The 26190-nt window shown below is 72.5% G+C and carries 18 protein-coding genes; 1 reads left to right on the top strand and 17 read right to left on the bottom strand.

From position 1 onward, the window contains the following. Positions 1-98: 98 nt before the first annotated feature. Entirely contained in the window at positions 99-932 is an 834-nt protein-coding gene (locus tag OG550_RS19355) for an HAD family hydrolase (RefSeq protein ID WP_327679229.1), read from the top strand. Between the two features lie 123 nt (positions 933-1055). Here OG550_RS19355 and OG550_RS19350 read toward each other — a convergent pair whose 3' ends face one another. From OG550_RS19350 to OG550_RS19270, 17 genes are all read right to left on the bottom strand, one after another. Next, the gene (locus OG550_RS19350) at positions 1056-1994 is read right to left on the bottom strand and encodes a phosphate ABC transporter ATP-binding protein (RefSeq protein ID WP_327679227.1); all 939 of its coding nucleotides are present in this window, start codon (positions 1992-1994) and stop codon (positions 1056-1058) included. 38 nt (positions 1995-2032) lie between these two features. Then, entirely contained in the window at positions 2033-2977 is a 945-nt protein-coding gene (locus OG550_RS19345) for a class E sortase (protein WP_327679225.1), read from the bottom strand. Beyond that, on the bottom strand, positions 2974-4926 hold the full coding sequence (locus OG550_RS19340; protein ID WP_327679223.1) for a substrate-binding domain-containing protein: 1953 nt from the start codon (positions 4924-4926) through the stop codon (positions 2974-2976). Before OG550_RS19340 ends, OG550_RS19345 begins: the two co-directional genes overlap by 4 nt. A gap of 38 nt (positions 4927-4964) precedes the next feature. Further along, complete coding sequence (gene pstA, locus OG550_RS19335) at positions 4965-6203, bottom strand: phosphate ABC transporter permease PstA (RefSeq protein WP_327679221.1); 1239 nt, start codon at positions 6201-6203, stop codon at positions 4965-4967. 107 nt (positions 6204-6310) lie between these two features. Further along, positions 6311-7330 carry a phosphate ABC transporter permease subunit PstC gene (pstC, locus tag OG550_RS19330; protein ID WP_327679219.1) on the bottom strand — a complete coding sequence of 340 codons (1020 nt, stop codon included), beginning with the start codon at positions 7328-7330 and terminating at the stop codon, positions 6311-6313. A 161-nt stretch (positions 7331-7491) separates the two neighbouring features. Next, on the bottom strand, positions 7492-10203 hold the full coding sequence (locus OG550_RS19325) for a hypothetical protein (RefSeq protein ID WP_327679217.1): 2712 nt from the start codon (positions 10201-10203) through the stop codon (positions 7492-7494). 301 nt (positions 10204-10504) lie between these two features. After that, complete coding sequence (locus tag OG550_RS19320) at positions 10505-11104, bottom strand: hypothetical protein (protein ID WP_327679214.1); 600 nt, start codon at positions 11102-11104, stop codon at positions 10505-10507. 188 nt (positions 11105-11292) lie between these two features. After that, positions 11293-12396: a substrate-binding domain-containing protein gene (locus tag OG550_RS19315; RefSeq protein ID WP_327679212.1), complete on the bottom strand. Its 1104-nt coding sequence runs from the start codon at positions 12394-12396 to the stop codon at positions 11293-11295. 64 nt (positions 12397-12460) lie between these two features. Further along, complete coding sequence (locus OG550_RS19310; RefSeq protein WP_327679209.1) at positions 12461-13492, bottom strand: PstS family phosphate ABC transporter substrate-binding protein; 1032 nt, start codon at positions 13490-13492, stop codon at positions 12461-12463. Positions 13493-13596: 104 nt separating this feature from the next. Then, a complete protein-coding gene (locus tag OG550_RS19305; protein WP_327679208.1) occupies positions 13597-14670 on the bottom strand; it encodes a PstS family phosphate ABC transporter substrate-binding protein in 1074 nt (357 codons plus the stop codon). Between the two features lie 459 nt (positions 14671-15129). After that, a complete protein-coding gene (locus tag OG550_RS19300) occupies positions 15130-15537 on the bottom strand; it encodes a hypothetical protein (RefSeq protein ID WP_327679206.1) in 408 nt (135 codons plus the stop codon). After that, the gene (locus OG550_RS19295; protein ID WP_442906026.1) at positions 15527-15823 is read right to left on the bottom strand and encodes a hypothetical protein; all 297 of its coding nucleotides are present in this window, start codon (positions 15821-15823) and stop codon (positions 15527-15529) included. The genes OG550_RS19300 and OG550_RS19295 overlap by 11 nt, the downstream gene beginning before the upstream one ends. Positions 15824-16161: 338 nt before the next feature. After that, positions 16162-17853: a sensor histidine kinase gene (locus OG550_RS19290; RefSeq protein ID WP_327683987.1), complete on the bottom strand. Its 1692-nt coding sequence runs from the start codon at positions 17851-17853 to the stop codon at positions 16162-16164. A gap of 376 nt (positions 17854-18229) precedes the next feature. Continuing rightward, positions 18230-21757 (bottom strand): thiol reductant ABC exporter subunit CydD, encoded by a 3528-nt coding sequence (gene cydD, locus OG550_RS19285; protein ID WP_327679202.1) that lies wholly within the window; start codon positions 21755-21757, stop codon positions 18230-18232. A gap of 4 nt (positions 21758-21761) precedes the next feature. Continuing rightward, complete coding sequence (gene cydB, locus OG550_RS19280; RefSeq protein ID WP_327679201.1) at positions 21762-22787, bottom strand: cytochrome d ubiquinol oxidase subunit II; 1026 nt, start codon at positions 22785-22787, stop codon at positions 21762-21764. A gap of 13 nt (positions 22788-22800) precedes the next feature. Then, a complete protein-coding gene (locus OG550_RS19275; protein ID WP_327679198.1) occupies positions 22801-24345 on the bottom strand; it encodes a cytochrome ubiquinol oxidase subunit I in 1545 nt (514 codons plus the stop codon). Between the two features lie 378 nt (positions 24346-24723). Then, positions 24724-26112, bottom strand: coding sequence for an oxygenase MpaB family protein (locus OG550_RS19270; protein WP_327679196.1), 1389 nt, complete (start codon positions 26110-26112; stop codon positions 24724-24726). Positions 26113-26190 lie beyond the last annotated feature (78 nt).

Raw genomic sequence — 26190 nt, 5'->3', positions numbered from 1 at the left:
CACGGCCGTCCACCCGGCCGCCGGGGGGCCACCGCGACGATGGCCACATCGGCCACCGCGCCGGTGACCTCCCGGCCCGGGTGGGCGAAGATGGACCGGTGACCACACCGCGCACCGCTCCCCGGCTGATCGCCACCGACCTGGACGGCACCCTGCTCTGCTCCGGCGGCACCGTGACCGGGCGGACCGCCGCCGCCCTCGCCGCCGCCGAGGCGGCCGGGGTCCAGGTGGTGTTCGTGACCGGCCGGCCGCCGCGCTGGATGAAGCAGGTGAGCCCGCACATCGGCGGCCACGGGGTGGCGATCTGCTCGAACGGCGGCGCGGTGGTCGACGTGCGGCGCGGCGAGCTCCTGGAGTCGTTCCCGCTGGACGCCGAGACCGCGCTGGCCGTCGTCGGGCGGCTGCGGGAGAAGCTCCCGGGCACCGCGTTCGCCTTCGAGTACCCGGCCGGGTTCGCCCGCGAGCCCGGGTACGAGGTGCGGATGTGGGGCCAGGACGAGAACCACCCGATCGGCCCGGCGGAGGAGCTGCTGGGCACGGGCGGAGCGGTGCGCGGGCTGTTCAAGCTGCTCGCCAAGCACCCGGACCTCGACCCGGACAAGCTGCTCGGCGAGGCGCGGGAGGCGGCCGGGCACTTGGCCGAGATCACCCGCTCGGCACCGATCCCGCTGCTGGAGATCAGTGCGCCCGGCGTCACCAAGGCCAGCACGCTGGCCCGTTGGTGCGCCGGGCGCGGGATCGACCGGAGCGAGGTGGTGGCCTTCGGCGACATGCCGAACGACCTGGAGATGCTGGCCTGGGCCGGCACCGCGTACGCCGTGGCCAACGCCCATCCGCAGGTGCTGGCGGCGGTGCCGCTGCACACGGTGAGCAACGAGCAGGACGGTGTGGCGGCGGTGCTGGAGCAGTTGCTCGGCCTCCCCGGCCGCTGAACCGGGCCCGCCCGGCGGACGAGGACCACCTGCCGCACACGGCCCCGCCGGAAAACCGCACCGGCCGGCGGAGCGAGCCCGCCGGCCGGTGAACGGACCCACCCCGCAGGGTGGTCCGGTGCTCTACCCGAAGCGCCCGTTGACGTAGTCCGAGGTCCGCTGGTCGCGCGGGTTCTGGAACACCTGCTCGGTCGGACCCGCCTCCACGATCCGGCCGGGCGTGTCGTGGGTGGCCAGGAAGAACGCGCAGGACTGCGAGACCCGCTGCGCCTGCTGCATGTTGTGGGTGACGATCACGATGGTGAGCCGCCCGCGCAGCTCCGCGATGGTCTCCTCGACGCGCCGGGTCGAGGTCGGGTCGAGCGCCGAGCACGGCTCGTCCATCAGCAGGATGTCCGGCGAGACGGCCAGCGACCGTGCGATGCAGAGGCGCTGCTGCTGTCCGCCGGAGAGCGAACCGCCGGGGGTGTGCAGCCGGTTGGAGACCTCGTCCCAGAGGCCGGCCCGGCGCAGGCTGGTCTCCACCAGGTGCTCGCGCTCGTCCTTGGAGACCTTGATGCCGGCCAGCTTCAGCCCGCTGGAGACGTTGTCCTGGATGGACATCGCCGGGAACGGGTTGGGCCGCTGGAACACCATGCCGATCCGGCGGCGGACCTCGGTCGGACGCCGGCCGGGCCGGTAGACGTCGTCGCCGTCCAGCAGCACCTCGCCGGAGAGCGCGGCGCCGCGGATCATCTCGTGCATCCGGTTGAGGATGCGCAGGTAGGTGGACTTGCCGCAGCCGGACGGGCCGATCAGCGCGGTCACCTCACCGGCCGGCATGGCGAGCGAGACCCGCTCCAGCACCTTGTGCGAGCCGAACCAGGCGGAGACGTCACGGGTCTCCAGCCCGGCCAGCGGGGGCTCCTCGCCGTAGGTCTCGTAGTGCGCGTCCTGCGGGTACAGCAACTGCTGCCCGTCGTGCCCCGGGTAGCCGCCGGCGTCGGGCTGGACGGCGGGAAGGGTGATCGTGGTCTCGGCCGGTCCGGCGGCCGGGGCCTGGCCGGGCGGTACGTCGGTCATCGGTGCATCCGTCATCGGTACGGTCCTCCGGGCGCGCGTCAGTAGAGGTTGGGCAGCAGGGCGGCGGCGTTCTCGTAGACCGCCCAGAGCAGCGCGCCCACCACCGGCGCGAGGCTGAGGTAGGCGGCCGAGCGGTGCCAGTACCGGGCCAGCACGATCGCGGCGACCACCGCGCCGAGCAGGCCGAGCGTCCACAGCTGCAGCGTGGCCAGCGCGCCCTTGTCGGCGGCCAGCGCCTTGTCGTAGGGCACGGTGCGGGGCCGGCCGCCCGGGTTGGCCTGCGGGTCGTCGTCCAGCCGGGCGCCGATCATCACCGTCGAGCGCGGGATCCAGTCGGAGTCCCCGGTGACCAGCACCATCCGGTTGCGGGCCGGGTCGGCGATCGGGTGGTCCTCGTCGCCGTACACGTTGACCGTGTAGGTGAACTTGCCCTGCCCGGTGGTGGCCTCGATCTTGTCGCCGACCCGGAGCTTGGTCAGCTCGGCGAACGGCGCCCCGAAGGTCGCGCCGCGCCCGAAGAGCACCGCGACGCCGGCCTGCCCGGGCAGCGCGGTGTCCCGCCGGTGGCCGGGACCGCGCATGAGGTCCCGGCCGGTGGTGCCCTCCACCACGACCACGTGGTGCAGCCCGATCGCCGGGATGTCCAGCAGAGCGACCGGGTCGCCGCTCCCGGCCGCGCCGGTCGGGGCGGTGGCCTTGGCCAGCTGGTCCCGGAAGGACTTGTAGGCGGTCGACTGGAAGTGCTTCTCCTGGACGTGCGAGAGGGTGAAGAGGTAGCCGACGAAGCCCAGGGTGATCGCCGCCAGCAGGCTCACCGCCCAGGCCCCCTGGAGGAACCGGATCCGCCCGGCGGTCCGGCCGGGGCCGGACGGCCCGTCCGGCCCCGCCGGCTTGGGCGCGGTCCCGGGGGCACTCGGCGCGGCGGCCGGGGCCGGCCCGGGCTGCGCCGGGGCGGTCGGCTTCTCCAGTGCCGGGGCCGTCATGACCGGCCGCCGTTGTCGGTGCGACGGCGCAGCAGGCGCCGCCCGAGCAGCGGCGGGACGATCACCACGGCGAGCAGTTCGAGCGCGGTGAGGGTGCTCAGCGTCCAGTCCTCGGGACGGCCGCCGACCTCCACGACGTTGGCCGCGATCTCGGTGGCGGCACCCCCGCGGCCGCGCGCGACCACCTGGCCGGTCTGCGGGTCGACGGTCTCCTCGGCCGCGCCCTCGCCGTCGGCCGGCACGGCGTTCGGGTCGGCGGCCGCGGCGGGATCGCCGGGCGCCGCCTCGCCAGTGCCTCCGGTGGCCGCACCGCCGCCGGTGGCCGCACCGCCGGAGGCCGCGGCACCGCCGGTGGCCGAACCGCCACCGGTGGCCGAACCACCGGTGGAACCGGGCGTCTGGGTGGTACCGGTCTTGCCGGTGGTGCCTGCCTTGTTGCCGGTGGTCCCGGTGGAGCCACTGCCGCCGCCAGTCGCCGCCGCGCCACCGGAGGCGGCGGCGCCGCCCGCTGCCGCGCCGCCCGCGCCGCCGCCGGTGGCCGCCGCGCCGCCGGAGTTGCCGCCCGAGCCTGAGGCGCCGCCCGTCGACGGCTTGCCGTCCACGATCTTGCAGTCGAGCGGCTGCCCCTTGGCGTCACAGGCGCTGGGCTGCGGGGCGTTGTCCAGGATGGTCAGCCGGCCGGCGGAGTTGAAGGTCGGGTTGTTGCAGTTGGAGAGGGTGTTGGGGTCGACCGGACTGGCGTTGCCGGGGATGTTCTGGGCCTGGAGCAGTCCGCCACGGACCAGGCCGCGCGGGATGGGCGAGTAGCCGAGGTCGTCCGCCTCGCCCTGGCCCTGGCAGAGCACGTAGGAGAGGAACTTGCTCAGTGCACCGCCCTTGTCGTTACTGAAACGCGGGAGCGACTTGAGGGAGTTGGCCCGCGGCACGACCAGGTAGCTGTAGCTGGAGAGCGGGTAGGAGCGTGCGTCCGCGTTGGTGTAAACCTCGTCCAGGTTCTGCTGGAGGTAGTTCGGGTCGTCCGGCGGGGTGGCGTCGTCCACACCGCGGATCTTGGCGGCGGTGAGCGCGATGGCGACGTTGGAGGCGGTCGGCAGGGTGAAGTAGCCGGCCGGGTTGAGGACCTTCACCACCGGCCAGTCGCTGCGCTTGGCGAACGCGTACTCGTCGTAGCCGATGGTGCCGTCGCCCGAGCTGGCCTTGATGTAGCCAGCCACCGTGTCCGAGCCGTTCTGGGCGGTCATCCGGCCGGACGGCGGGAAGAACTCGGTGAACTCACCGCAGGTGACGCCGTTGACGGACTTGCAGTACTCGTCCCACTGGGCGGGGAAGGTGTGGCTCATCCACCGGGTGAACTGCGCCGTCGCACCGGAACCGTCCGACCGGATCACCGGGGTGATCGGCAGGTTGGGCAGCGCCCTCCCGTATTCGGCGGTGACCTTCGGGTCGTTCCAGTTGGTGATCTTGCTGGTGAAGATGTCCATGATGGTCTGCGGCGACAGACGCAGGTCGCGGACCTGCTTGCCACCGATCTTCAGGTTGTACATCAGCGCCGTACCACCGGCGGTGATCGGGACGTAGGAGTAGCCGTACACCGGGTTCTCCACACCGGCGTTGCCGCTGCGCTTGACCGCGTCGCTCGCGCCGTCGTCCGGCTTGGTCCGGAACGGTACGTCGGAGGCGGTGAAGTCGTTCTGCCCGATGGACCACTCCTTGCGGCCCCGGGCCGAACCGACGGCGCTGAAGTCGATCTGGATGCCCTGGGGTCCGACGTCCTGACGCCACTGGTCGATCGCCGGGTAGGCCCAGCTGGAGCCACTGGCGGTGAGCGCGACGGAAGCCGCGTGTGCCGGAGCGGCCTGCCCCAGCAACGCCGATCCGGCGGCGATCAGGGTCGACATCAGTATGGCCAACGGGCGCGCCAGGCGGCGGCGTTCGGCCTCCCGCGACATGGGAACTCCTCTTGTGCTGAGGGTGGTCGGTCGGAACATCAGTACTCCCCGGTGACGGCGGCGGGCTGGCCGAGGTGGCCGGCCGGGATCCGGTCCTGCTCGGCGGCCTGGGCGGCGCGCGCGAGCTTGCGCTTCTGACGGCGGCTGATCTCGCCCGGACCGCGTCCGCCGAGCAAGCGGGCGGTGACGAAGAGGATCAGCACCACCGCCATCAGGGTCAGACCGGCGGCGAAGGCGCGCGCGGTCATCTCGGGGACCGGCAGCTTGACGTAGCTCCAGATGTAGAGGGGCAGCGAGATCTGCTGCCCCTCCAGCGGGTTGGCATTGAGGCGCGAGGTGAACCCGGCCGTCAGCAGGACCGGCGAGGTCTCACCCACCGCGCGCGCCATGCCCAGCACCACGGCAGTCACCAGGCCGCGCCGCGCGGTCGGTAGCACGACGTTCCAGACGGTCCGCCACTGGCTGCCGCCGAGCGCGTACGAGGCCTCCCGCAGGGTGCCCGGCACCAGGCGGATGACGACCTCGGCGGCCCGCGTGACGATCGGCATCATCATCACCATCAGCGCCAGCGAGGCCGCGAAGCCGCTCTTCTCGAACCCGAAGGTGAGGATGACGATGCCCAGGATGAAGAGGCCTGCGACGATCGACGGCAGCGCCGTCATCGCCTCCACCAGCGTCCGGACCGGACGGGCCAGCCGGCCGCCGATCTCCGACATGAAGACGGCCGCCGCGATGCCCAGCGGAACGGCGAACAGCGTGGCCAGGCCGAGCTGTTCGAGGGAGCCGACGACAGCGTGGAGCGCGCCGCCGGAGGTGATCGGGGAGAGCGAGGCCGTGCTCACCATCGTCTCGGTGAAGAAGTTCCCGTGCTGGGCCGCCTCGTACCCCTTGGACGCGACGTAGCCGATCTGGTCGGCGATCAACCCGACGACGAGCAGGCCGGAGCTCCAGGCGACCACGGCAACAAGCCGTTCCCGGACCAGGAGGGAGCCCCACTGCATCCGGCCGAGGAGGAAGTAGCCGACGAGGAAGAGCAGGTACCAGCAGAACAGGAAGCCGAAGGCGCCGCTGAACGGAAGCACCCGCTCGTACAGCACCCAGTCCAGTCCCAGCGCGCCGACCAGCGCGCCGGCGATCGTGAAGAGGTCGGCGCGGGTCGTCCCGCCGAGCTTCAGCTTCCGTTCCGGGCGCGGGGCCTTCGGGTCGGGAACGGCGTGCGACTCGTCCGGCGGGGGCACCGATGGTGCCGCAGCGGGCGGCCTGTCGAGGGTGGTCATCGGTGCGTCCCTTCACAACGGGGCGGCAGCGGCCGGTGGAGCCGGTGGCGGGTACTGCGGCTCGCCGCGGACCTCGGATCTGCCTTGGGTGTCTGGTCGGCCACGGCTCAGTCCGCCGTCGCCGCGCCGGAGCGGGAGCGGGAGATCACGAAGCTCGCCACGACGTTGACCAGCAGGGTGATCCCGAACAGGACCAGGCCTGCCAGCATCAGCGCAGAGAGGGCCAGTGCGTCCGACTCGCCGAACCGCAGCGCGATCAGCGCGGAGATCGAGTTGCCGCCGTTCTCCAGCACGTGGGTCATGGTCTTGAAGCTCGGCGAGATGATCAGGGCGACGGCGATGGTCTCGCCCATCGCGCGGCCGAAGCCGAGCATCACGGCCCCGATCACACCGCCCCGCCCGAACGGCAGCACCACCGTGCGCACCATCCCCCAGCGGGTGGAGCCCAGCGCGTACGCGCCCTCGCGCTCGCCCTGCGGGGCCTGCGAGAACACCTCACGACTGAGCGAGATGATGATCGGAATGATCATCAGGGAGACCACCACGCCCGCGACGAAGGTCGACGAGGTGTAGGAGGTCGCGATGTCGCCGGTACGCACCTTGAGGAAGGGGATCGCGTCGCCGAGGTGGTTGGACGCCCAGCGCGCGAGCCCGATGATCTGCGGCTGGAGGAAGAACAGTCCCCAGAGCCCGTAGACGATGCTGGGGATCGCCGCCATCAGGTCGACCAGCGAGATCAGCGTCGCGCGAAGCCGCACCGGCGCGTACTCGGAGATGAAGACCGCCGTGGTGATCGCGACGGGAACGGCGATCACCAGTGCGATGAGGGCGATCAGGATGCCGTTCGGCAGCACGGCGGCGATGCCGAAGTTACCGGCCTGGGTCTGCCACTTCTTCTCGGTGAAGAAGTCGAAACCGACCACGCGCAGAGCCTCGGCGCCGCGCAGGATCAGGAAGAACGCGATCAGCCCCATGATCGCGAAGACCGAGAGGCCCGCGGTCCGCAGCATGCCGCGGAACACCCGGTCGCCGGGCGTGGCGGGGGCGGTGATGGTGCGGGGTACGTCGGGGTCGGGCTGGCGTGGAGCCTCGGCGAACGGTGCCGCGGGCTCGGCGGCGGCTGTCATGGTCTGCTCTCCGGCGCGCTCGGTGGGAACTGCTCGGTCCAGGGGTCACGGGGGGCGGTGAGGAGGCCGGGCGCGATCTCCCCGGGAGGAGAAGGCGCCGGGACGCGGACTCGGCGGGGCCGGGACGGCGGCCCCGCCGAGTCCTCACCGACCGGGCGGTGTCAGGGGCTGCGGCGGATCCGCGCCCAGACCCCGCGGGTGGCGGCGGTCAGCCGCGCGCCGGCCGGGGTGCCGCCCAGAACGAGCGCCGCCGGGCCGCCGACCAGCAGCACCAGGCCGGCGATCAGGGCGATCGGCAGCAGCAGCCGGGCGCTGCCCGACCGGTCCGCCGACGGCGAACCGGCCGCCACCGGCGCCGCCGCGAGCGGGGCGCCGTTCTTGGTCGGTGCCGCGCTCGCCGCCGGCTTGGCAGCGGCGGGGGCGGTCGCCGCCGGGGCGGGCACGCCGCCTGTCGCACCGCTGGTACCGGAAGTACCCGTACCGCCCGAAGTACCGGACGTGTCAGTGCCGCCCGAAGTACCGGACGAACCGGAGCTTCCCGACGAACCGGAGGTGGACCCAGTGCTGCCGTTGTCCGTGACCGGCGTGGTGTCGGTACCGGTCGTGCCGGTGCTACCGCTACCGCCCGTACCCGAGGTCCCACCAGTCGAGGTCCCGCCGGTCGAGGTGCCGCCCGTCGAGGTCCCGCCCGTCGAAGTGCCGCCGGTGCTCGTCGTTCCGCCATCCGTTCCACCGGTCGTGGAGGGGGTCTCCCCGCCGCCCGGCTTGGTCGGGGGCTTCTGGTTCCCCGGCCACGTGCCGTCCTGCGCGGTCACGTGCTTCACCGCGTCCTGGGCCTGCGCCCGCTGCGCCTTGGTCAGCGCGAGGAAGCCCTCGGGCAGGCGGCCCGGCTCGACGCCGTACATCTGGCCGGTGTCGGCGACCGTCCCGAGGAACTTCGCGACCGCAACCGCCTTCTCCGCCGCCAGGTTGCCGGTCGGCACCATCGCGTACTGCACCATGGCCAGCGGGTACGCGCGCTGGTCCCGGGAGTAGGCCGTGTCCGACTGCCCGTAGGGCAGCTGCTGCGTGCCGGTGACGACGTCCAGCGGCATGTCCGCCACCGCTGCCTGGATGGTGTCCCGCGTCGGCGACACGAAGGTGCCGGCCGCGTTCTGGAGTGATGCCTCCGGGATGGCGTATGCCTTGGCCTGTGCACTGTCCAGGACCGCGAAGAGCGTCCGCTCGCCGATCGGCTGGGCAGGCAGCGAGCTGTGGTTCCCCTCACCATCCAGGACCGCGTGCTTGGCCGTCACCTGACCCTGCTGCATGTGCCTCAGCACATCGTTCAGGCTGGTCTGGAGGGGGTTCCACTCGTACTGCTTCCAGTGCTTCAGGTGGTCGGGCAGCGGCTCCTCACCGGGCTTGTCCACGGCGCCGGTGTCGTCCTGCCGGATCAGCTGGTCGATCGGGAAGCCGGGGAAGTCCGGGCGCAGGTAGCGCGAGTTGACCCGGGTGCCCCACGGGTCGCGCTCGCCCTCCAGGAACCGTGCGGCCTCGGGGTCGTTCGCGATCCACGAGGTCAGCTGGTTGGTGACGTCGGTCGACGTGCCCAGCACGATCGGCAGGGACTTCTCGGGGCCGCTGCAGGACGGCCAGGTGAGACCGCTGGCCGCCGAGAGCCGGTTCAGCGAGAGGAACTCCTCATCGGTGAAGATGCAGCTCGGATTCCCCTCGACCGAGGGCATGACGATCAGCCCGGCGGTCTTGTAGCTCTGGGTCAGCATCTTCGCGACCAGTCGGGCGTTGAGCCGCATGTCGCGGATCTGCCGCCCGGACGCGTCGTCCACCAGGTAGCCGATCGAGATACCGCTGTTCGCGACGGGCGAGTAGACGTACGGTCGCACCGGGGTCTCCCGGTCCGGGAGCGCGGTCAGCGCGACGTCGATGCGGCTGCCGCGCAGGAAGCCCTGCCGGGCCTGCGGCTCACCGCCGCCGGAGCTGTACTGCACGGCCAGCGGGGAGGAGGCGAGGCAGAGACCGGTGATCCACTGCTGCATGGCGCGGTTGGCCATCTCCAGGCCGGCCACCGCGACGTCGGGCTGCGCCATCTTGCAGTCGTCCGGCGTGGCGGTGAAGTCGATCGGGATGACCGTCCGGTTCTTCCACGCGCACTGCTCCCCGGCGTACGCCTGGCTCTTCCAGTTCGTGGAGCCTTCGATGGGGAAGTCGCTGGCGAAGTTGAAGACACCGTCGATGTCGTAGATGTGGCGGTCGCAGTCCGCGACGCCGTCGTGCTCCTGGTACATGTCCACCGCGTCGCCACCGTAGTTGGGTTCCACGACGATGGAGCAGCGGTGCCGGGAGTCGCACCCGAGGGACGGGCTGAGGCGGGCGGACCGGACCTCGATCTCGGCCGAGCCGGACCCGTCGGCGCCGGTCGGGGCGATCCGCATGTTCGTCGGCAGGTCCGGCGCGCTCTTACCCGGCCCCGGGAAGGGCTGTTCGAACCCGAGCGCCGGGTCGCCGCCGTAGAGTCCGTTGCCGTAGCAGTCGCCGGGTGCCGGGTCCACCCCGCGGCACTGGTAGATCCGCACCGGGTAGAGAATGGTCGGGTCCCGCGGCTGGGCGCTGGTGGCCGGGGTTCCGTCGAGCTTCACGGTCGGCGTGAAGCCGCTCCACGAGACCTGGATCACCTGGTCCTGGAGGTTCTCGGTCTGTGCGACGGTGACGCTCCCCGCCAGACCGTAGCTGCCCGTTCCCGGCTCCGCGCCCGGCACCCAAACCCTCGGCCCCGGTACCGTCTTCGACGACGCGGCGCGCGCTTCGGTCACCGTCCCGAGCCCGACCGGGACCGTCACCAGTGCCGCCACCACCGCCCATACGAGCGCCAACGCCGGTAGTCGCCGGCGCCACCGCCCTCTGTCTCTCGGGTCGGGTACGCGGATTCTCATGGCGGGTACCTCCGGGAATCGCGAGCCGCGCACGAGGGCGGCACGAGGGAATGGTCGCGTTGAAGGGTGACGGCTCCGGTTGCCTACTATTCGGCCATCCGGACATGGCCGGATCAGGTCGACCGGATGTACGAGAACACAACGCGACGACTCCGTACCGGAGTTGGGAACTCCGCATGCGAGCGGGCCCGCGCGGTGGCGCGGGCCCGTCGTTCTACGGCAGTCGGTACCGGACTGCTGGTCAGCTGCCCTGGGTGAAGGTCAGCGCGAAGGAGCCGACCGACTGGCCGCCCTTGAAGAAGGAGGTGTTGAGCTTGGAGTCCAGGTACTGCGCACCGGCGGCGTCGATCTGAAGGTCGGAGGAAGCGAGCGTCTGGGTGGTGCCGTTGCGGCCGATCTGGCTGTTGCCGGCCGGGTCCAGCAGGGCGACCGACTCGGTGCCGCCGACCGGCACGCCGGTGATCTGCCAGTTGTCGACGCTGAAGTGCAGCTTCTTGAAGGTGGCGCTCTTGCCGGTGAAGACGTTGACGAAGAGCAGGCCGCCACCGAGGTCGATGTCGCCGTAGTAACCGGAGAGGTTCGCCGAACCGGCGGTCACGGGGAAGGTGGTGGAGATACCGGTGACGCTGTCGTACGAGGGGGACGCGGTCGGCAGCGGGATGACGACGATGCCGTTGAGCGCCTGGTCCTTGAGGAAAGCGGTGCTGGAGTTGACCACCGCGCTGCCGGTGGACGGCGTGCTCGCCGGGGCCGTGTCGGCGACGGCCGCACCACTCATACCGGTGACGGCGAGGACGACGACGGCACCAGTGGCGGCGAGACGGGCGCGGGTACGGGACATGCTGGACTCCTAAGGAGAGATGAGATGTTGTGCTGGGTGGAGCAGGCGGCCAGGAGGTCGCCTCGACGGTCGTCCCGTCCCGCACTGCCCGGCGGGGCCGAACGTCCGAAGCTTCTGTGCTGAGCCGCTCTCCTGCGGACCGTGGGCCACTGCCGGATGCCCACGGCGGGCGAGAGTAACCGGACCGGTCAGCTGTGGGTGACGGAACCGCAGGCCATCGTCGGGAGTGCCAGGAAGCCGTAGCTCCGGATCACCTCGGCGCCGGCGGTGCCGCAGATCCAACCCGAGGTGCCGAAGATGTTCCGCAGGGCCGCGCTGTGCGCACCCGTGCCGTTCCACTCCTCCGATCGGACCACGTTGTAGATCGCATGGCCGTAGGCGGTCACGGCGAAGGCCGTGTTGATGCTCTTGCCGGCAGCCGTGTCGGCGACTGGTGCGATCCCGTTGACACTGCGGACGGTCAGCGGACCCGCGGCGTCGCTGCCCTGCGAACGGCCGCCGAACACCTGGCCGATGTAGTGGCCGACGGAGTACGGGACGACGACGTCCGGATCGTTCAGGACCGGGTCGGTCCCCTGGTCCTCCTGGACTCCGGAGACCACGCACGCTCCCGGTTGGATCGCTGTCCCGCTACCACCGAGAGCTTTCAGGAAGACCCACTTGAGGGCCGCCCCGTAGTGCGGGAGGTAGGGCTTGATGACGGCGTTGGGCAACGACGGATCGATCTGTCGCCAGTTGGTGACGGTGCACTCGTAGATGCCCTTGAGCTGCGCCGTGCTCAGGTTCGGCGGCGCGTGCCCGCCGTCCTTGGCCGCCCAGGACACCGCGTCCTTGCCCAACGCGACGAAGAGGTCCGAAGCCGGGTCGCCGGCGGTGTAACTCGGCGGCCGCTCCACTCTGGCGAAGTCCACGGTCCCACCGGTGGTGCCGTTCAGCGCGCTCAGGCCCGCCGCGCCGCCGGTCGGCCTGCCGTCCAGCGCGATCAGCCCCGCCTCGGCACCGATCGGCCTGCCGATCGGCGTGGAACCCGCCTTCGGAACGATCGGCGAAGGCCCGAAGGCGTCCCAGCTGTAGAGCCGCGGCGAGACCGTGTCGCCGGTGCCGGCCAGGTGGGCGTTGTACGCCGCGGAGAGCGCGCTGAGCACCGGCCCGGTCGTGTGGCCACCGACCCCGACGATGTCCTCGGCCCGCGGGGTCCCGGCGGGATCGGCGGTAGCGGTACCGCTGACACCACCGGCGAGTGAACAGGCGAGAACACTGCTCACCAGGAGCCTGAGGAAGGCCTTGCGCATGATTCCGGTCCTCCGGAGGAAGTCGTCGAGGGTGGGCGGCCGGCGCGGCCGCACGGCGGGTCGGTCAGGAGTGCGTGGTGGAACCGCAGGCCACGGAGGGCAGCGTGAGGAAGCCGTAGCTCCTGACGACGGGGCCGGCCTTGGCGCAGATGTAGCCCGAGGAGCCGAAGATCGCGCGCAGTGCGGTGCCCTGCGTGGAGGTGGCCGTCCACTCGGCCTGCCGCACGACGTTGTAGAGGACCCGCCCGAACGCCGTCGCAGCGAAGGCGTAGTTGGTCGTGTTGGTCCCCGGGCTGACCGGCGCGACGCCGTTGATGTTCCGGATGGTCAGCGGGCCGGCGGAGTCCTGCGGGGTGCTGTGCCCGTAGTAGACCTGGCCGATGTAGTGGCCGACCGAGTAGGGGAACACCGCGTTCGGGTCGTTCAGCTGCGGGTCGACGCCCTGGTTCTCACTGGGACCGGTCGTCACGCAGAGGCTCCACAGCTGGAGGCCGATCGCGTTGAGGAAGAACGACCGCGTTCCGGAGCCCGCGTCCGGGAGGTAGGGCTTGATGGTCGCGTTCGGCAGCGCCGGGTCGATCTGCTGCCAGTTGGTGATGGTGCAGTTGTAGATGCCCTTGAGCTGGGCGGTGGTCAGGTTCGGCGGGGCGTTGCCGCCGTCCTTGGCCGCCCAGGAGACGGCGTCCTTCGCGAAGGCGACGAAGAGGTTCGACGCAGGGTCACCCACCTGCGGAGCCCGGTCCGTACGGACGAAGTCGATGTCGCTGGGTATCGCGTTGAGCGCGCTCAGACCGGAGTTGGCCCCCGTCGGCCGGCCGATCGGCTGCGCCCCCTGGTTCGGGACGATCGTCGCGGACCCCGTCGAGTCGAAGCTGTAGAGCCTCGGCGAGGTCGTGTCACCGTTCCCCGTCAGGAACCCGTTGTAACCGGTGGACAGCTCGTTGAACAGCGGCCCGGTGGTCTGCGCCCCGACGCCGACGATGTCGCTCGGCTTCGGGGTCACGGGCTGGTCGGCCGTGGCTGCCCCGGAGGTCAGGCCCGCCAGCGAGCCGGTGATCGCGGCGACGGCGAGCAGTCTGCCCATGGTCTCTCGCATCGTTCCCCTGCTCCCTGTGCGGCGGTGGTCCGGTGTGGCCGGCGGCCACGGGCGCGAGGCCCGGGGCCGCCGGATGGTGCAGTTCACACAGGTGGCGCGGTGGATCAGGCGTGGGTGGTCGAGCCGCAGGCGCCGTTCGGGAGGGCCAGGAAGCCGTGGTCCTTGATGATCGCGGAGCCCGCACCGTTGGTGGTGCAGATCCAGCCGCCGACACCGAAGATGGCACGCAGCGCGGTGCCGTGGGCGTCGGTCGCGGTCCACTCGGCCTCGCGGACCACGTTGTAGATCACGCGGCCGTAGGCGGTGGCGGCGAAGGAGGAGTTGATGACCTTCGGGGTGGCGGTGCTGACCGGCGCGATGCTGTTGATGTCGCGGATGGTCAGCGGGCCCTGGGCGTCGCTGCCCGAGGCGTGGCCGTTGAAGACCTGGCCGATGTAGTGGGCGACGGAGTAGGGAACGACCGCGTTGACGTCGTTCAGGACCGGGTCGGTGCCCTGGTTCTCCTGGACGAGCGGGTTGGCCGTGACGCAGGTGCCCGGGACGACGGCGGTGGCGCCGCCGATGGCCTTCAGGAAGAAGGACCGGGTGCCGGAGTTGGTCTGCGGCAGGAAGGGCTTGATGGTGGCGTTCGGCAGGGACGCGCTGATCTGCGTCCAGTTGGTGATGGTGCACTCGTAGATGCCCTTGAGCTGGGCGGTGGTCAGGTTGGACGGCGCGTTGCCGCCCGACTTGGCCGCCCAGGAGACCGCGTCCTTGCCCAGGGTGACGAAGATGTCGGTGGCCGGGTCACCGGTCTGCGGGCCGCGCGAGGAGCGGGCGAAGTCCACCGTGGTGCTGGTGGTGTTGTTCAGCGCGGTGATGCCGGCGCCGGAGCCGTTCGGGCGGTTGAACGCGGGGGTGGTGATGGCACCGGTCTTGGTGACGATCGTCGAGGAGCCGGTCGCGTCCCAGCTGTAGAGGCGCGGCAGGGTGCTGCCAACGGGCAGGGAGGCGTTGTAGCCGGCCGAGAGGCCGTTCAGGACGGCCTGGGTGGTGTCCGAGCCGACGCCCACGATGTCCTGGGCGAGCGGCAGGGTCGGCAGCGTCGACGGGTCGGCGACGGCGGTGCCGCTCGCGACGGTGACGACCGAGGTCGCGAGGGCGGCGGCGGCGAGCAGCTTGGCAGCGGTCTTGCGCATGTTCCTGTTCCTCCGGTGGGAGAGACGTACATCGCTTGCCCGGGTACTGGTTGTCAGTCCCGGGGCCGGCTGACCGCGTCCGCGGCGGCCTCTCCGGCAGTGCCGATCCTGTCGGTCGGCGCGGTTCCGTCGGAAGGGTGGTCCGGGGTGGCGGGGGATTGTCGATATCTCGGTTCAGAGAGGTTTAGTGACTGGTCAGCCCAGCCGCGGAGGGTGGTAAATCCGCAGGTCGGAGGCCGATGACGTTCTTCTCCAGGTGTCGACTCGGGGGTTTGCCGGAAACCTGCGCTTCACCGGAAGAGGGGGAAAGGGGGCGGACTCGGAGCGGCACCGCGGACACGGTACGAGGTGGTCGAGCTGGGGAAACGGCGGGGCCGCACGCGCGCCGGGGCGACACGGGCCATGCGGGCCATGCGGGAGGGGCGGGCCCACGAGGGGCCGGAACGGGCTGTGCCCGGACTACCAGGGCCACTGCCCGTCGCGCCCGAGCCGGCGCAGCTCCTGCCCCAGGTGCTGCAGTCCGGCCCGGAAGCCCTCGACCCCGGCCTGGCACTGGTCCCGTCTCAGGTAGCCGCGGGCGCTGCGCGCCACCGGGCCGGCCGCGTCGGCGGCGCCCGGGCGGGTGGTGCGGAGCGGCAGGTACGCCGTCCAGACCCAGAGCCGCGCCTCGGACTGCCCGACGGTACATCGTAGCGCGGCCCGTTCGATGATCAGTTCCCGCAGGGCGTCGGCGAGTTCCGCCTCACCGCGGTAGGTGCGCACGCCGACGCCGAGCTGCCGCCCGTTGGCGGCGCGCAGCGCCCAGCCGAGGGAGCGGTCCCCGGCGGGGACGGTCAGGAGCTTCGGCCCGCGCCGCTCAGCGGCCATCGGGGAGTCTCAGGGTCGCTACCCGGTCCGGGAGTTCGAGGGCCGGCTGCTTGGCGAGCAGCACGACGAACCGGCGGAAGGCGTTCTGGCAGGTCGCGTACCGCTCGTAGGCGCGGCTGGACCGCACTTCGGGCAGCGCGCGGGAGCCGGGGATGACCCAGACCCACCCGATGCCGTCCCGGACGTGCGTGATCCGGGCGGTGAGGCCCTCGGCCCCGGCCCGTAAGCCGTCGAAGCCGCGCTCCGCCTCCCCGGCCGTGTCGTACGCGGCCGGGGTCACGGCCACGACCCGGCCGTTGGGTGCCTTCAGCTGCCAGCGGTACCGCCCGTCCGGTGCACGTTCCGCCCGAAACCCCCCTCGACTCACCCCTGCTGCGGTGTGATCGCGGTTCGACGCGTCCACTGCTCCCCCACAGTCCGGTACCTCTCCGAGACGGGAGTAAAGCTATGTGTGCACACGAGACCCCCGGAAGGCCGGGAAATGCACAACTTGCTCCGTTGGCCGCGAAGTTCTCCCTCGTTAAACTTTCACCGGGTGCACACCAACCGCGCGCCAACCACCCCCGGGGCCGTTCCGCACCGTCCACAAACAGTTCGAACAGGGCCCACCACCTGGACGTGTGTTCAGAGTCGGGCGGTCCACCGCACCCGGGTGCCCCTCCCGTACGGCCCGGGCTCGTGCCAGGCGTCCCCGCCGAGCGCCTCGGCACGCCGGGTCAGGTTGCGCAGGCCGCTGCGCCGGCCGCCCTCGGGGATGCCGACGCCGTCGTCGGTGACGGTCAGCAGGACGCCGGGACGGCCGCCCCGGTCGAGCGACTCCGGGTCGCCGCCCACCGGGCGGCCGGCGTCGTCCAGGTGCACGGTCGCCTCGACCTCCACACCGACCCGGGACGCCCGCGCGTGGCGCGCCGTGTTGGAGAGCATCTCGCGCAGAGCGGCCAGGAGTTGACGCCCGGTCTTCTCGCCGACCAGGCTCTCCACCGGGCCCGTGAACGAGACCGACGGCTTGAAGCCGAGCGCCGCGGCGGCCTGGCTGCACTCGCGCAGCACCCTGGTGCGCAGGGTGTCGGGAGCATCGCCGTGGTTGTCGTGCTGGAGGGCGTAGATGGTGGTGCGGACCTCCTGGATGGTGGCGTCCAGTTCGTCCACCGCCTGGCCGATCCGGACCTTCACCTCCGGCACCACGGCCCGCCGGGCCGCGCCCTCCAGCATCATCCCGGTCGCGAACAGCCGCTGGATCACCAGGTCGTGCAGGTCCCGGGCGATCCGGTCGCGGTCCTGGAAGACGGCGAGCCGCTGCTGGTCCCGCTGGCCCTCGGCGAGCCGCAGGGCCAGCGCGGCCTGCGAGGCGAAGGTCTCGGCGAGCTGCTTCTCGGCCTCGCTGAACGGCACCGCCCCGCGCGGGCGCCAGACGCAGAGGCCGCCGAGCACCCGGCCGGCGGCGACCATCGGCACGGCGAGCGACGGACCGAAGCTGCGGGCGAGCCGGATCACCACGGTCGGGTCGGTGGACATGTCGTCGAGGTGGACGCTCTCGCCCTCCAGCAGCCGGGAGGCGAAGCTGTCCGGCGGGAGCAGCTCGCCGCGGACGAACTCGGCGGCCTCCCCGGAGGCGTGGGCGACCCTCATCTGGGCGGTGCCGGGTCCGGTGCCGGACCCGGTGTCGGCGTCGGCGTCCGCGGTCGGCAGCAGGATCATGCCGAGCGCGGCGTCGGCGAGCTCCCGGACCTGCTCGGCGGCGACGGTCAGCGCGACCTCGGCCTCGTCGGTGGAGAGCAGTGCGGTGGTGACGGCGGCGGCCCCGGCGATCCACCGCTCGCGGCGCCTGCCCTCCTCGTAGAGGCGGGAGTTCTCGATCGCGACACCGGCGGCCGCGGCCAGCGCGTGCACCACCTGCTCGTCCTCGGGGGTGAAGGCGCCGCCGCCCTGCTTCTCCGTCAGGTAGAGGTTGCCGAACACCTCGTCGCGGATCCGGATCGGCTCGCCGAGGAAGGTCTTCATCGCCGGGTGGTGCGGCGGGAATCCGTACGAGCGCGCGTCCGCGCCCAGGTCGCTCAGCCGCAGCGGCTCGGGGCGGTCGATCAGCGCGCCGAGGATGCCCCGGCCGACCGGGAGCTCGCCGATCTCGGCGGCGGTGGCGTCGTCGATCCCCACGTGGATGAAGTCGGACAGCCCGTGGCCGCCGGGGGCGATCACCCCGAGGGCCGCGTACCGGGCGTCGACCAGCTCGGCGGCGCCGGTGGCGATCCGGTGCAGGGTGGCGTGCAGGTCGAGGCCGGCGCCGACCGAGACGACGGCCTCCAGCAGCCGCTGCATCCGGTCGGTGACGGCGGCGGCGGACTGCAGCCGCTCGGCGACCTCGGTGACCAGGGTGTCCAGGCCGAGCGAGGAGATCTCGGGCACCCGGTGCGGTGCCGGGTCGGGCCCCGGCCCGGCCCCCGTCGGCCCGGCCCCCGTCGGCGCCGGCTCGGGCTCCGCAGGTCCCGCGGGCGCGGCGGACGCGGCGGGCGCGGCCGGCACGGCCGAGGCCTCCGGAGCCGCGGGCCCGGCGGGTACGGCGGGCGCAGGGGGCACAACGGGCACCGCGGGGTCGGCGGGAACCGCGGGGTCGGGCAGGGATGGCGTGGGGTCCATGGTGACGAGCGTAGTTTGTACGGTTTTCCGCCGAAGTAGCGACGCGACGATCGGATGATCAGGCCGCCACCGGCACCAGCAGCCCGTCCGCCTCCCGCTCGCGCTCCCGCATCGCCCGCAGCCGCCCGTCCGGCACCGCCAGCAGCTCCGACCACCCGCCCCGCTCGACCACCCGGCCGCCGTCCAGTACCAGCACCTCGTCCACCGTCGAGTCGTCCAGCCCGGCCAGCCGGTGGGTGATCAGGACCGTCGTCCGCCCCGCCGTGGCGGACAGCAGGTCGGCGGTGAGCGCGTCCGCGGTGGGCAGGTCCAGGTGCTCCGCGGGCTCGTCCAGGACCAGCACCGGGAAGTCCGCGAGCAGCGCCCTCGCCAGGGCCAGCCGCTGCCGCTGGCCGCCGGAGAGGCGGGCGCCGTGCTCCCCGACCATGGTGTCCAGCCCGTCCGGCAGGGTCCGCGTCCAGTCCAGCAGCCGGGCGGCGGCCAGGGCGGCGCACAGCTCCTCCTCGCCCGCCGAGGGCCGGGCGAGGCGCAGGTTCTCCCGGAGCGAGCTGTCGAAGACGTGTGCGTCCTGGGCGCAGAGGCCGATCACCCGGCGGACGTCGTCCCCGGCGAGCGCCCGGCTGTCCACAGCCTGTGGACGGCCCGCGGCGAGCACGACGCTGCCGGAGCTCTGGTCCAGGAAGCGGAGCAGCGCCTGGGCGAGCGTCGTCTTGCCGGAGCCGGACGCGCCGACCACCGCGATCCGCCGCCCGGCGGTGAGGTCCAGGTCGACGCCGGCCAGCGCGTCGGCCTGCTGCCCGGGGTGCCGGGCGGTCAGCCCGCGGACCGCGATCGGGAACGGCCGCTCCGGCAGCGCCGCCGGGGCGGCGGGCTCGGCGACGGCGGGCGGCGCGTCCAGCACCTCGGCGAGCCGGGCCGCGGCGGCCCTGCTGCGCCGGCGGGCCTGGACGGCGAGCGGCATCCCGGTGACCGCTTCGAAGGCCGCCAGCGGGGTCAGCACGACCACCGCCAGGCAGACCGGCGCCAGCGTGCCCGCCCGGACGCCCTGCAGGCCGACGGCCGCGGCGGCGGCCACCGTGAGGCCGGTGAGCAGCGAGATCAGGCCGGTGCCGAGCGCGGCGGTGGCGGCCGAGCGGGCGGCCAGGCCGGTCAGGGTGGCGTCGGCGGCGCGGACGGCGGCGAGCCGGCCGGGCAGCGCTCCGGCGACGGTGAGCTCGGCCGTCCCGCTGAGCGCGTCGACCACGGCGGTGGCCAGCCGGCCCCGGGCGGGCGCCTGCCGGCGCTCGGCGCCTGCCGACCAGCGGGCGGCCAGTGCGGGGACGACGGCGCCGGCCAGCAGCAGGCCCAGCCCGAGGACCAGCCCGGCGGCGGGCAGGAAGGCCCCCATCGCCAGCGCCGCGGCCAGCGACACCAGGGCGGCCACGGCGGCCGGCAGCCGCCAGCGCAGGTAGTGGTCCTGGACGGCGTCGACGTCGGCGACCAGCCGGGAGAGCAGGTCGCCGCGCCGGAAGGCGGGCAGCCCGGCCGGGGCGAGCACGGTGAGCTTGCGGTGGACGGCGGCGCGCAGGGTGCCGAGGGTGCGCAGCACGGCGTCGTGCGAGACCAGCCGCTCGGCGTAGCGGAAGACGCTGCGGCCGATGCCGAAGGCCCGGACGGAGGTGACGGCCATCATCAGGTAGAGGACGGGCGGCATCTCGGAGGCGTAGGAGATGAGGTAGCCGGAGGTGGCCATCAGGGCGACGGCGCAGCCGAGGGCGAGCGCGCCGAGCAGGACGGAGAGCGCCAGCCGGGGCCGGACGGCCTCCGCGCCGGGTGCGTCGTCCTCCGGCGGCGCCTCCGGCGTGGGCCGGTCCCGGTGGGCGGGCACCGCGGCCCGGGCCGGGACGGCGGGTCCGGCGGCCGACCCGTCGGCGGGCCCCGCGGCCGGGCCCGCCAGCCGGACCCGCCGGTCGGCCGCCGCCAGCAGCGCGGGGCGGTGCGCGACCAGCAGCACGGTGCGCGCCGGGTCTGCGGCCAGCGCCCGGACGGTCCCGACGACCGCCGCCTCGGACTCGCCGTCCAGGTTGGCGGTCGGCTCGTCGAGCAGGACGAGCGGGCGGTCGTCGGCGAGCAGCACCCGGGCGAGGGCGAGCCGCTGCCGCTGCCCGGCGGAGAGTCCCGCGCCGTCCTCGCCGAGCACGGTGGCGAGTCCCTGCGGCAGGCGTTCCACGAAGTCGAGGGCGTGCGCGGCCCGCAGGGCCTCCCGCAGTTCGGCGTCGGCGGCGTCGGGCCGGTGGAGCGCCAGGTTCTCGGCGACGGTGCCGGCGAACAGGTACGGGTGCTGCGGCACCCAGGCGATCTGCCGCTGCCAGCTCTCCGGCGCGAGGTCGGCGAGGTCGTGCGTCCGGCCGTCGGCGGCGGTGATCCGGACGCTGCCGGCGTCCGGCGCGGTGAGGCCGAGCAGGACGCCGAGCAGGGTGGACTTGCCGGCGCCGCTCGGGCCGGTGAGGGCGACGGTCTCGCCCGGGCGCAGGGTGAGCGAGGCGTCGTCCAGGGCGGGCGCGGTGCGGCCGGGGTAGGCCACGGTGAGCCCGTCGAGCCGGAGGGTCGCCCCGGCCAGGGCGGGCGCCGGGGCGGTGCCGGCGGCGGGTCGCTCCGTCTCCAGGACCCGGAAGATCTCGTCGGCGGCGGTGAGGCCCTCGACGCTGGAGTGGTAGAGCGCGCCGACCTGCCGGATCGGGAAGTAGACCTCGGGGGCGAGGATCAGGATCATCAGCCCGGTCTGCAGGTCGAGCGTGCCGTCGACCAGCCGGAAGCCGATCGAGACCGCGACCAGCGCGACCGAGAGGGTGGAGAGCAGCTCCAGCGCGAACGAGGAGATGAAGGCGATCCGCAGGGTGCGCAGGGTGGCCCGGCGGTAGTCGGCGGTGATCCGGGCGACGGTGGCGGCCTGGGCGCGGGCCCGGTTGAACACCTTGAGCGTGGGGAGGCCGGCGACCACGTCCAGGAAGTGGTGCGAGAGCCGGGACAGGGCGGACCACTGCCGGTCCATCCGGGCCTGGGTGGCCATGCCGATCAGCACCATGAAGAGCGGGATCAGCGGAAGCGTGCCGGCGATGATCGCGGCGGAGGTGAAGTCGGCGCCGACGATCCGCAGCAGCACGATCACCGGGACGACGACGGCGAGCGCCAGCTGCGGGAGGTAGCGGGCGAAGTAGTCGTCGAGCGCGTCGACGCCCCGGGTCGCGAGGGTGGTGAGTTCGCCGGTGCGCCGGCCCGCCAGGTAGGCCGGGCCGAGCGCGGTGGCGTGGTCGAGCAGCCGGCGCCGCAGGGTGGACTTCACCCGGGCGACGGACCGGTGCGCGGTCAGTTCGGTGAGCCAGCCGACCAGCCCGCGGCCGACCGCGGTGAGGACGAGCAGCACCAGCGGTGTGCCGAGTTCGTCGAGCCCGGCCCGCTGCTGGAAGCCGCGGACCACGATCTCGGCGATCAGGCTCGCCTGGAGGACCACCAGGGCCGCGCCGGCCCCGCCGAGCAGGACCGATCCGGCGAGGAAGGCGCGGGTGGTGCGGGCGTACCCGAGGAGTCGGGGGTCGACCGGCTTCACGGCGTCAGGCCTGGTCGAGCGCGGCGGCCGGGTCGTGCCCGGGGATGTGCTGGACGCCGATCCGCTTGCGGAACACCCAGTACGTCCAGCCCTGGTAGAGCAGGACGAGCGGGGTGAAGACGGCGGCCACGACGGTCATCAGCTTGAGCGTGTAGGCCGAGGAGGCGGCGTTGGTCACCGTCAGGCTCCAGCTCTCGTTCAGGCTGGACGGCATGACGTCCGGGAAGAGCGAGAGGAAGAGCATCGCGACGGCGGCCACGATGGTCGCCCCGGAGAGGACGAAGGCCCAGCCCTCGCGGCCCAGCTGGTTGGCGACCAGGGCGCCGACCAGCGCGAGCACGGCGGCCACCAGGGCGGCGAGGCTCCAGCCGTTGCCGCTGTCGGCCTGGGTCCAGAGCAGGAAGACCACCGCCAGCGCCGCGGCCGCCAGGCCGAGCCCGAGGGCCGCCGTCCGGGCCCGGTCGCGGATCTCGCCGACCGTCTTGAGCGCCGCGAAGACCGCGCCGTGGAAGGTGAACAGGCTGAGCGTCACCAGGCCGCCGAGCAGGGCGTACGGGTTGAGCAGGTCCCAGAAGGTGCCGACGTAGTTCTTCTGGGCGTCGATGTCGACGCCGCGGACGATGTTGGCGAAGGCGACGCCCCAGAGGAAGGCGGGGATCAGCGAGGTCCAGAAGATCGCCTCCTCCCAGTTCCGCTGCCAGCGCGGCTCGGACCGCTTGGCCCGGTACTCGAAGGCCACGCCGCGGACGATCAGGCAGACCAGGATCAGCAGCAGCGGGATGTAGAAGCCGCTGAACAGGGTCGCGTACCAGTCGGGGAAGGCCGCGAAGGTCGCGCCGCCGGCGGTCAGCAGCCAGACCTCGTTGCCGTCCCAGACCGGGCCGATGGTGTTGATCAGCACCCGCCGCTCGGCGGTGTTGCGGGCGAGCGGCTTGGTCAGGATGCCGATGCCGAAGTCGAAGCCCTCCAGGAAGAAGTAGCCGGTCCAGAGGACGGCGATCAGGACGAACCAGACGTCGTGGAGTTCCATGGTCTACCGGTCCTCAGTAGGCGAAGGCGAGCGGCTTGTCGGCGTCGTCGTCCGAGGACGGGCCGCGCAGCGTCGGGTCCTCGGTGGGCGGTTGCTCGGAGGTCACCGGACCGGCCTTGGCGTACTTGACCAGCAGCCGCACCTCGACGACGGCGAGGATCGCGTACAGGGTGGTGAAGGTGGCCAGCGCACCGATCTGGGTGCCGACGCTCACGTTCGGCGAGACCGCGCTCGCGGTGGTCATCAGCCCGAACACCGCCCAGGGCTGACGGCCCATCTCGGTGAAGATCCAGCCGAAGCTGTTGGCGATCAGCGGGAAGCCCATGGTGAGGATGCCGATCCGCCAGCTCCACTTGGTGAGGAACGGACCGAGTTCGCGCCCGGGGGTGAGCATCAGTCTCGGCACCTCGGTGTCCCCGGTCCGGAACTCCGGTGCCACCAGCCACTTCCTCCGGGTGGTCCAGAGGCCGATCGCCCCCGCCACGAAGGAGGTCATCCCGAAGCCGATCATGAGGCGGAAGCCCCAGTAGGTCACGAAGATGCTGGGGATGTAGTCCTTCGGGTCGCCGCCGTACTTGGCGGCCTCGGCGTTCGCGGTGTCGTTGATGCCGGGGACGGACGAGCTGAAGTCGCTGTTGGCGAGGAAGGACAGTATCCCGGGGATCTCCAGCTCCACCGAGTTGTGGCCCTTGCCGACGTCGCCGACCGCGAAGATCGAGAACGGCGCGGGGGCCTGGGTGTCCCAGAGCGCCTCGGCGGCGGCCATCTTCATCGGCTGCTGGCGGAACATCACCTTGGCGAGCGAGTCGCCGCTGAGGGCGGTGCCCAGGCCGAAGACCACCGCGAGGACGAGGCCGAGCCGCAGCGAGGTCCGCATCACGGCGACCTTCTTGACGTCGGCCGTCTCCGGCTTGCGCTTGGCCTTCCAGAGGTGGAACGAGGCGATGCCGACCATGAACGCCGCGCCGGTGAGGAAGGCGGCGGTCAGGGTGTGCAGCACCACGGTGACGGTGGTGTCCTGGAAGAGCACCCGGACGATGTCGGTGAGCTGGGCCTTCCCGGTGACCGGGTCGACGGTGTAGCCCACCGGGTGCTGCATCCAGGAGTTGGCCGCCAGGATGAAGTAGGCGGAGAGCACGGTGCCGAGCGACACCATCCACATGCAGGCGCAGTGCAGCTTCCTCGGCAGCTTGTCCCAGCCGAAGATCCAGAGCCCGATGAAGGTCGACTCGAAGAAGAAGGCGATCAGCGCCTCCATCGCGAGCGGGGCGCCGAAGACGTCGCCGACGAAGCGGGAGTAGTCGGACCAGTTCATGCCGAACTGGAACTCCTGGACGATGCCGGTGACCACGCCCATGGCGATGTTGATCAGGAAGAGCTTGCCCCAGAACTTGGTGGCGTGGAAGTACTTCTCCTTGTCCGTCCGCACCCAGGCGGTCTCCAGCCCGGCCACGATGGCGGCGAGGCTGATGGTGAGCGGGACGAAGAGGAAGTGGTAGACGGTGGTGATGCCGAATTGCCATCGCGCGATGGTCTCGTGAGCGATTGCCAGTTCCACGTCGCCCTCTCTCCAACCGACCCATGAGGTCACATTTAGGACAAACTTCATCTATAGCCGTAGACCGTTGCCGAACCGCGCAAGCTTGTCCGCTTGTGAACGTGAACACGTTCACAAGGGTCAGTATCCATCATCCTTACGGGTGATTTGCGGGCGGGGTGCGTGATACCGGCTACTGAGCGGCGGTGATGCCGTGCGCACAGTCTGCGAAGCCGCCCGCCCGGCCACAACGAGCGGCCGGGCGGGTGGGGAGGCGCTCTTGGACGATCCGGCGCATTGACAGCCGCCGGCCCTCCCGAACCGGACCATCCGGAGCACGCCGCCCCCGCGCCGACCGGGGCCGCGGTCCGGGCCCGCGGGCTGCGCCCGGCTCCCCCGCTACGCCCGGCCGAGGAGCTGGGTGCCGGGGGCCGAGGGGGCGCGGGCGGTGAAGAAGTCGACGAACGCCCGGAGGAACTCCTCCGCCGTGATGACGCCGTCGCCGTCGGTGTCCAACTGCCGGAACCCGTGCGAGAGTTCCGCCGGATGGACACGACGGCCGCCGAACATCACGCGGTACTCCGCGAAGTCCAGCCGGCCGTCCTGGTCGGTGTCGGCCGCGGCCAGCACGGCCCGCAGCGCGGGGAGCAGCCCGCCCTCCAGGTAGGCCGGGTCCCGGTCGCAGCCGGCCAGGGTCGCCGCGACGAACTCGGTCCGGCTGATCCGGCCGTCCCCGTCGGCGTCCATGGTCGCGCGCAGCTGCTCCCACCAGCCCTCGAACGCGGCGTACACCCGCGACTCGCCCTCCTCCGAGAGCTCCAGCCGCCAGCAGACGTTGTGCGCCATCGCCTGGAGGTCGCGGGCGGTCAGGTGGCCGTCCCCGGTCTGGTCGAGGACCTCCCGGAAGAACCGGTCCAGCCGGGGCGGCCGGGTGTCCCGGCCGGACGGCCGCCCGGGCTTCGCGGGCGGCCGGCCCGCGGCGGACCGGTAGCGGAAGCGGTCCGGCAGCCCGGTCATCACGACGCGCCCGCCGTGGTGCAGCAGCCGGGAGAGGACGGCCGCACGACGGGTGCGGACCAGGCCGAACCGCGCCCGGTAGACCGGCGGGAGGTCGGCGACGGTCAGCGCGGTCACCAGCCGGCCGATCACCGCCCGCGCCAGTCGCCAGCCGACCGGGCCGAGGAACCGCAACCGCCGCGGGCAGGGCGCCTCGTGCAGCATGTCGTACAGCAGGTACCGGGCCGCCTCGGTGAACTCCAGCTCCTCGGAGGCCGTGCGGACCAGGTAGGCCGGCAGGTCGGCGGCGGTCGGCGGCAACACCCCGTCGGACAGCCCGAACACGCCCGCGATCCCGGTGAACTCCCGGTACAGCTCCTCCAGTTCGTCAGGGCTGTACGGGTCGCCGCCCAACTCCCGCATGGCGGCGACCGATTCGAAGAGGGTGAGCAGCACCCAGGCCCGGGTGGCCGGGTCGTGGGCGTCGTACGCGCGGCCGTCCCCTGCGGTGCCGCGGATCCGCCGGTGCGCCCGGTCGAGGCGCTGGACCTCGCGCCACAGCTGCTCCTCGTCCGCCTGGAACAGCCGCCGTCCGCTGCCGAGGGTGTGCTCGATCCGGCGCCACGGGTGGCCCCGGTAGGTGGAGTGCTCGGCCATCCCGGCCCCGACGGCCGGGTGGGAGGCCTGCAGCACCAGCAGCCGCCAGGCGACGAGCACGATCCGCCACTCGCCGAGGTCGCGCCGGAACGAGACCGCCGGTCCGGCCGCTGGGCTGGGGGGTGACGACGCCATCCGGACTCTCCAAGGGGCTGCTGGGCCTTCCCGTGCCGGGGGCGGCATTCCCGACGGACCGCCGGGAAAACTCGCCCA

The organism is Kitasatospora sp. NBC_00458 (assembly GCF_036013975.1).
In the GTDB taxonomy this organism is placed as follows: Bacteria; Actinomycetota; Actinomycetes; order Streptomycetales; family Streptomycetaceae; genus Kitasatospora.
This window is presented reverse-complemented; position numbering and strand designations above follow the sequence as displayed.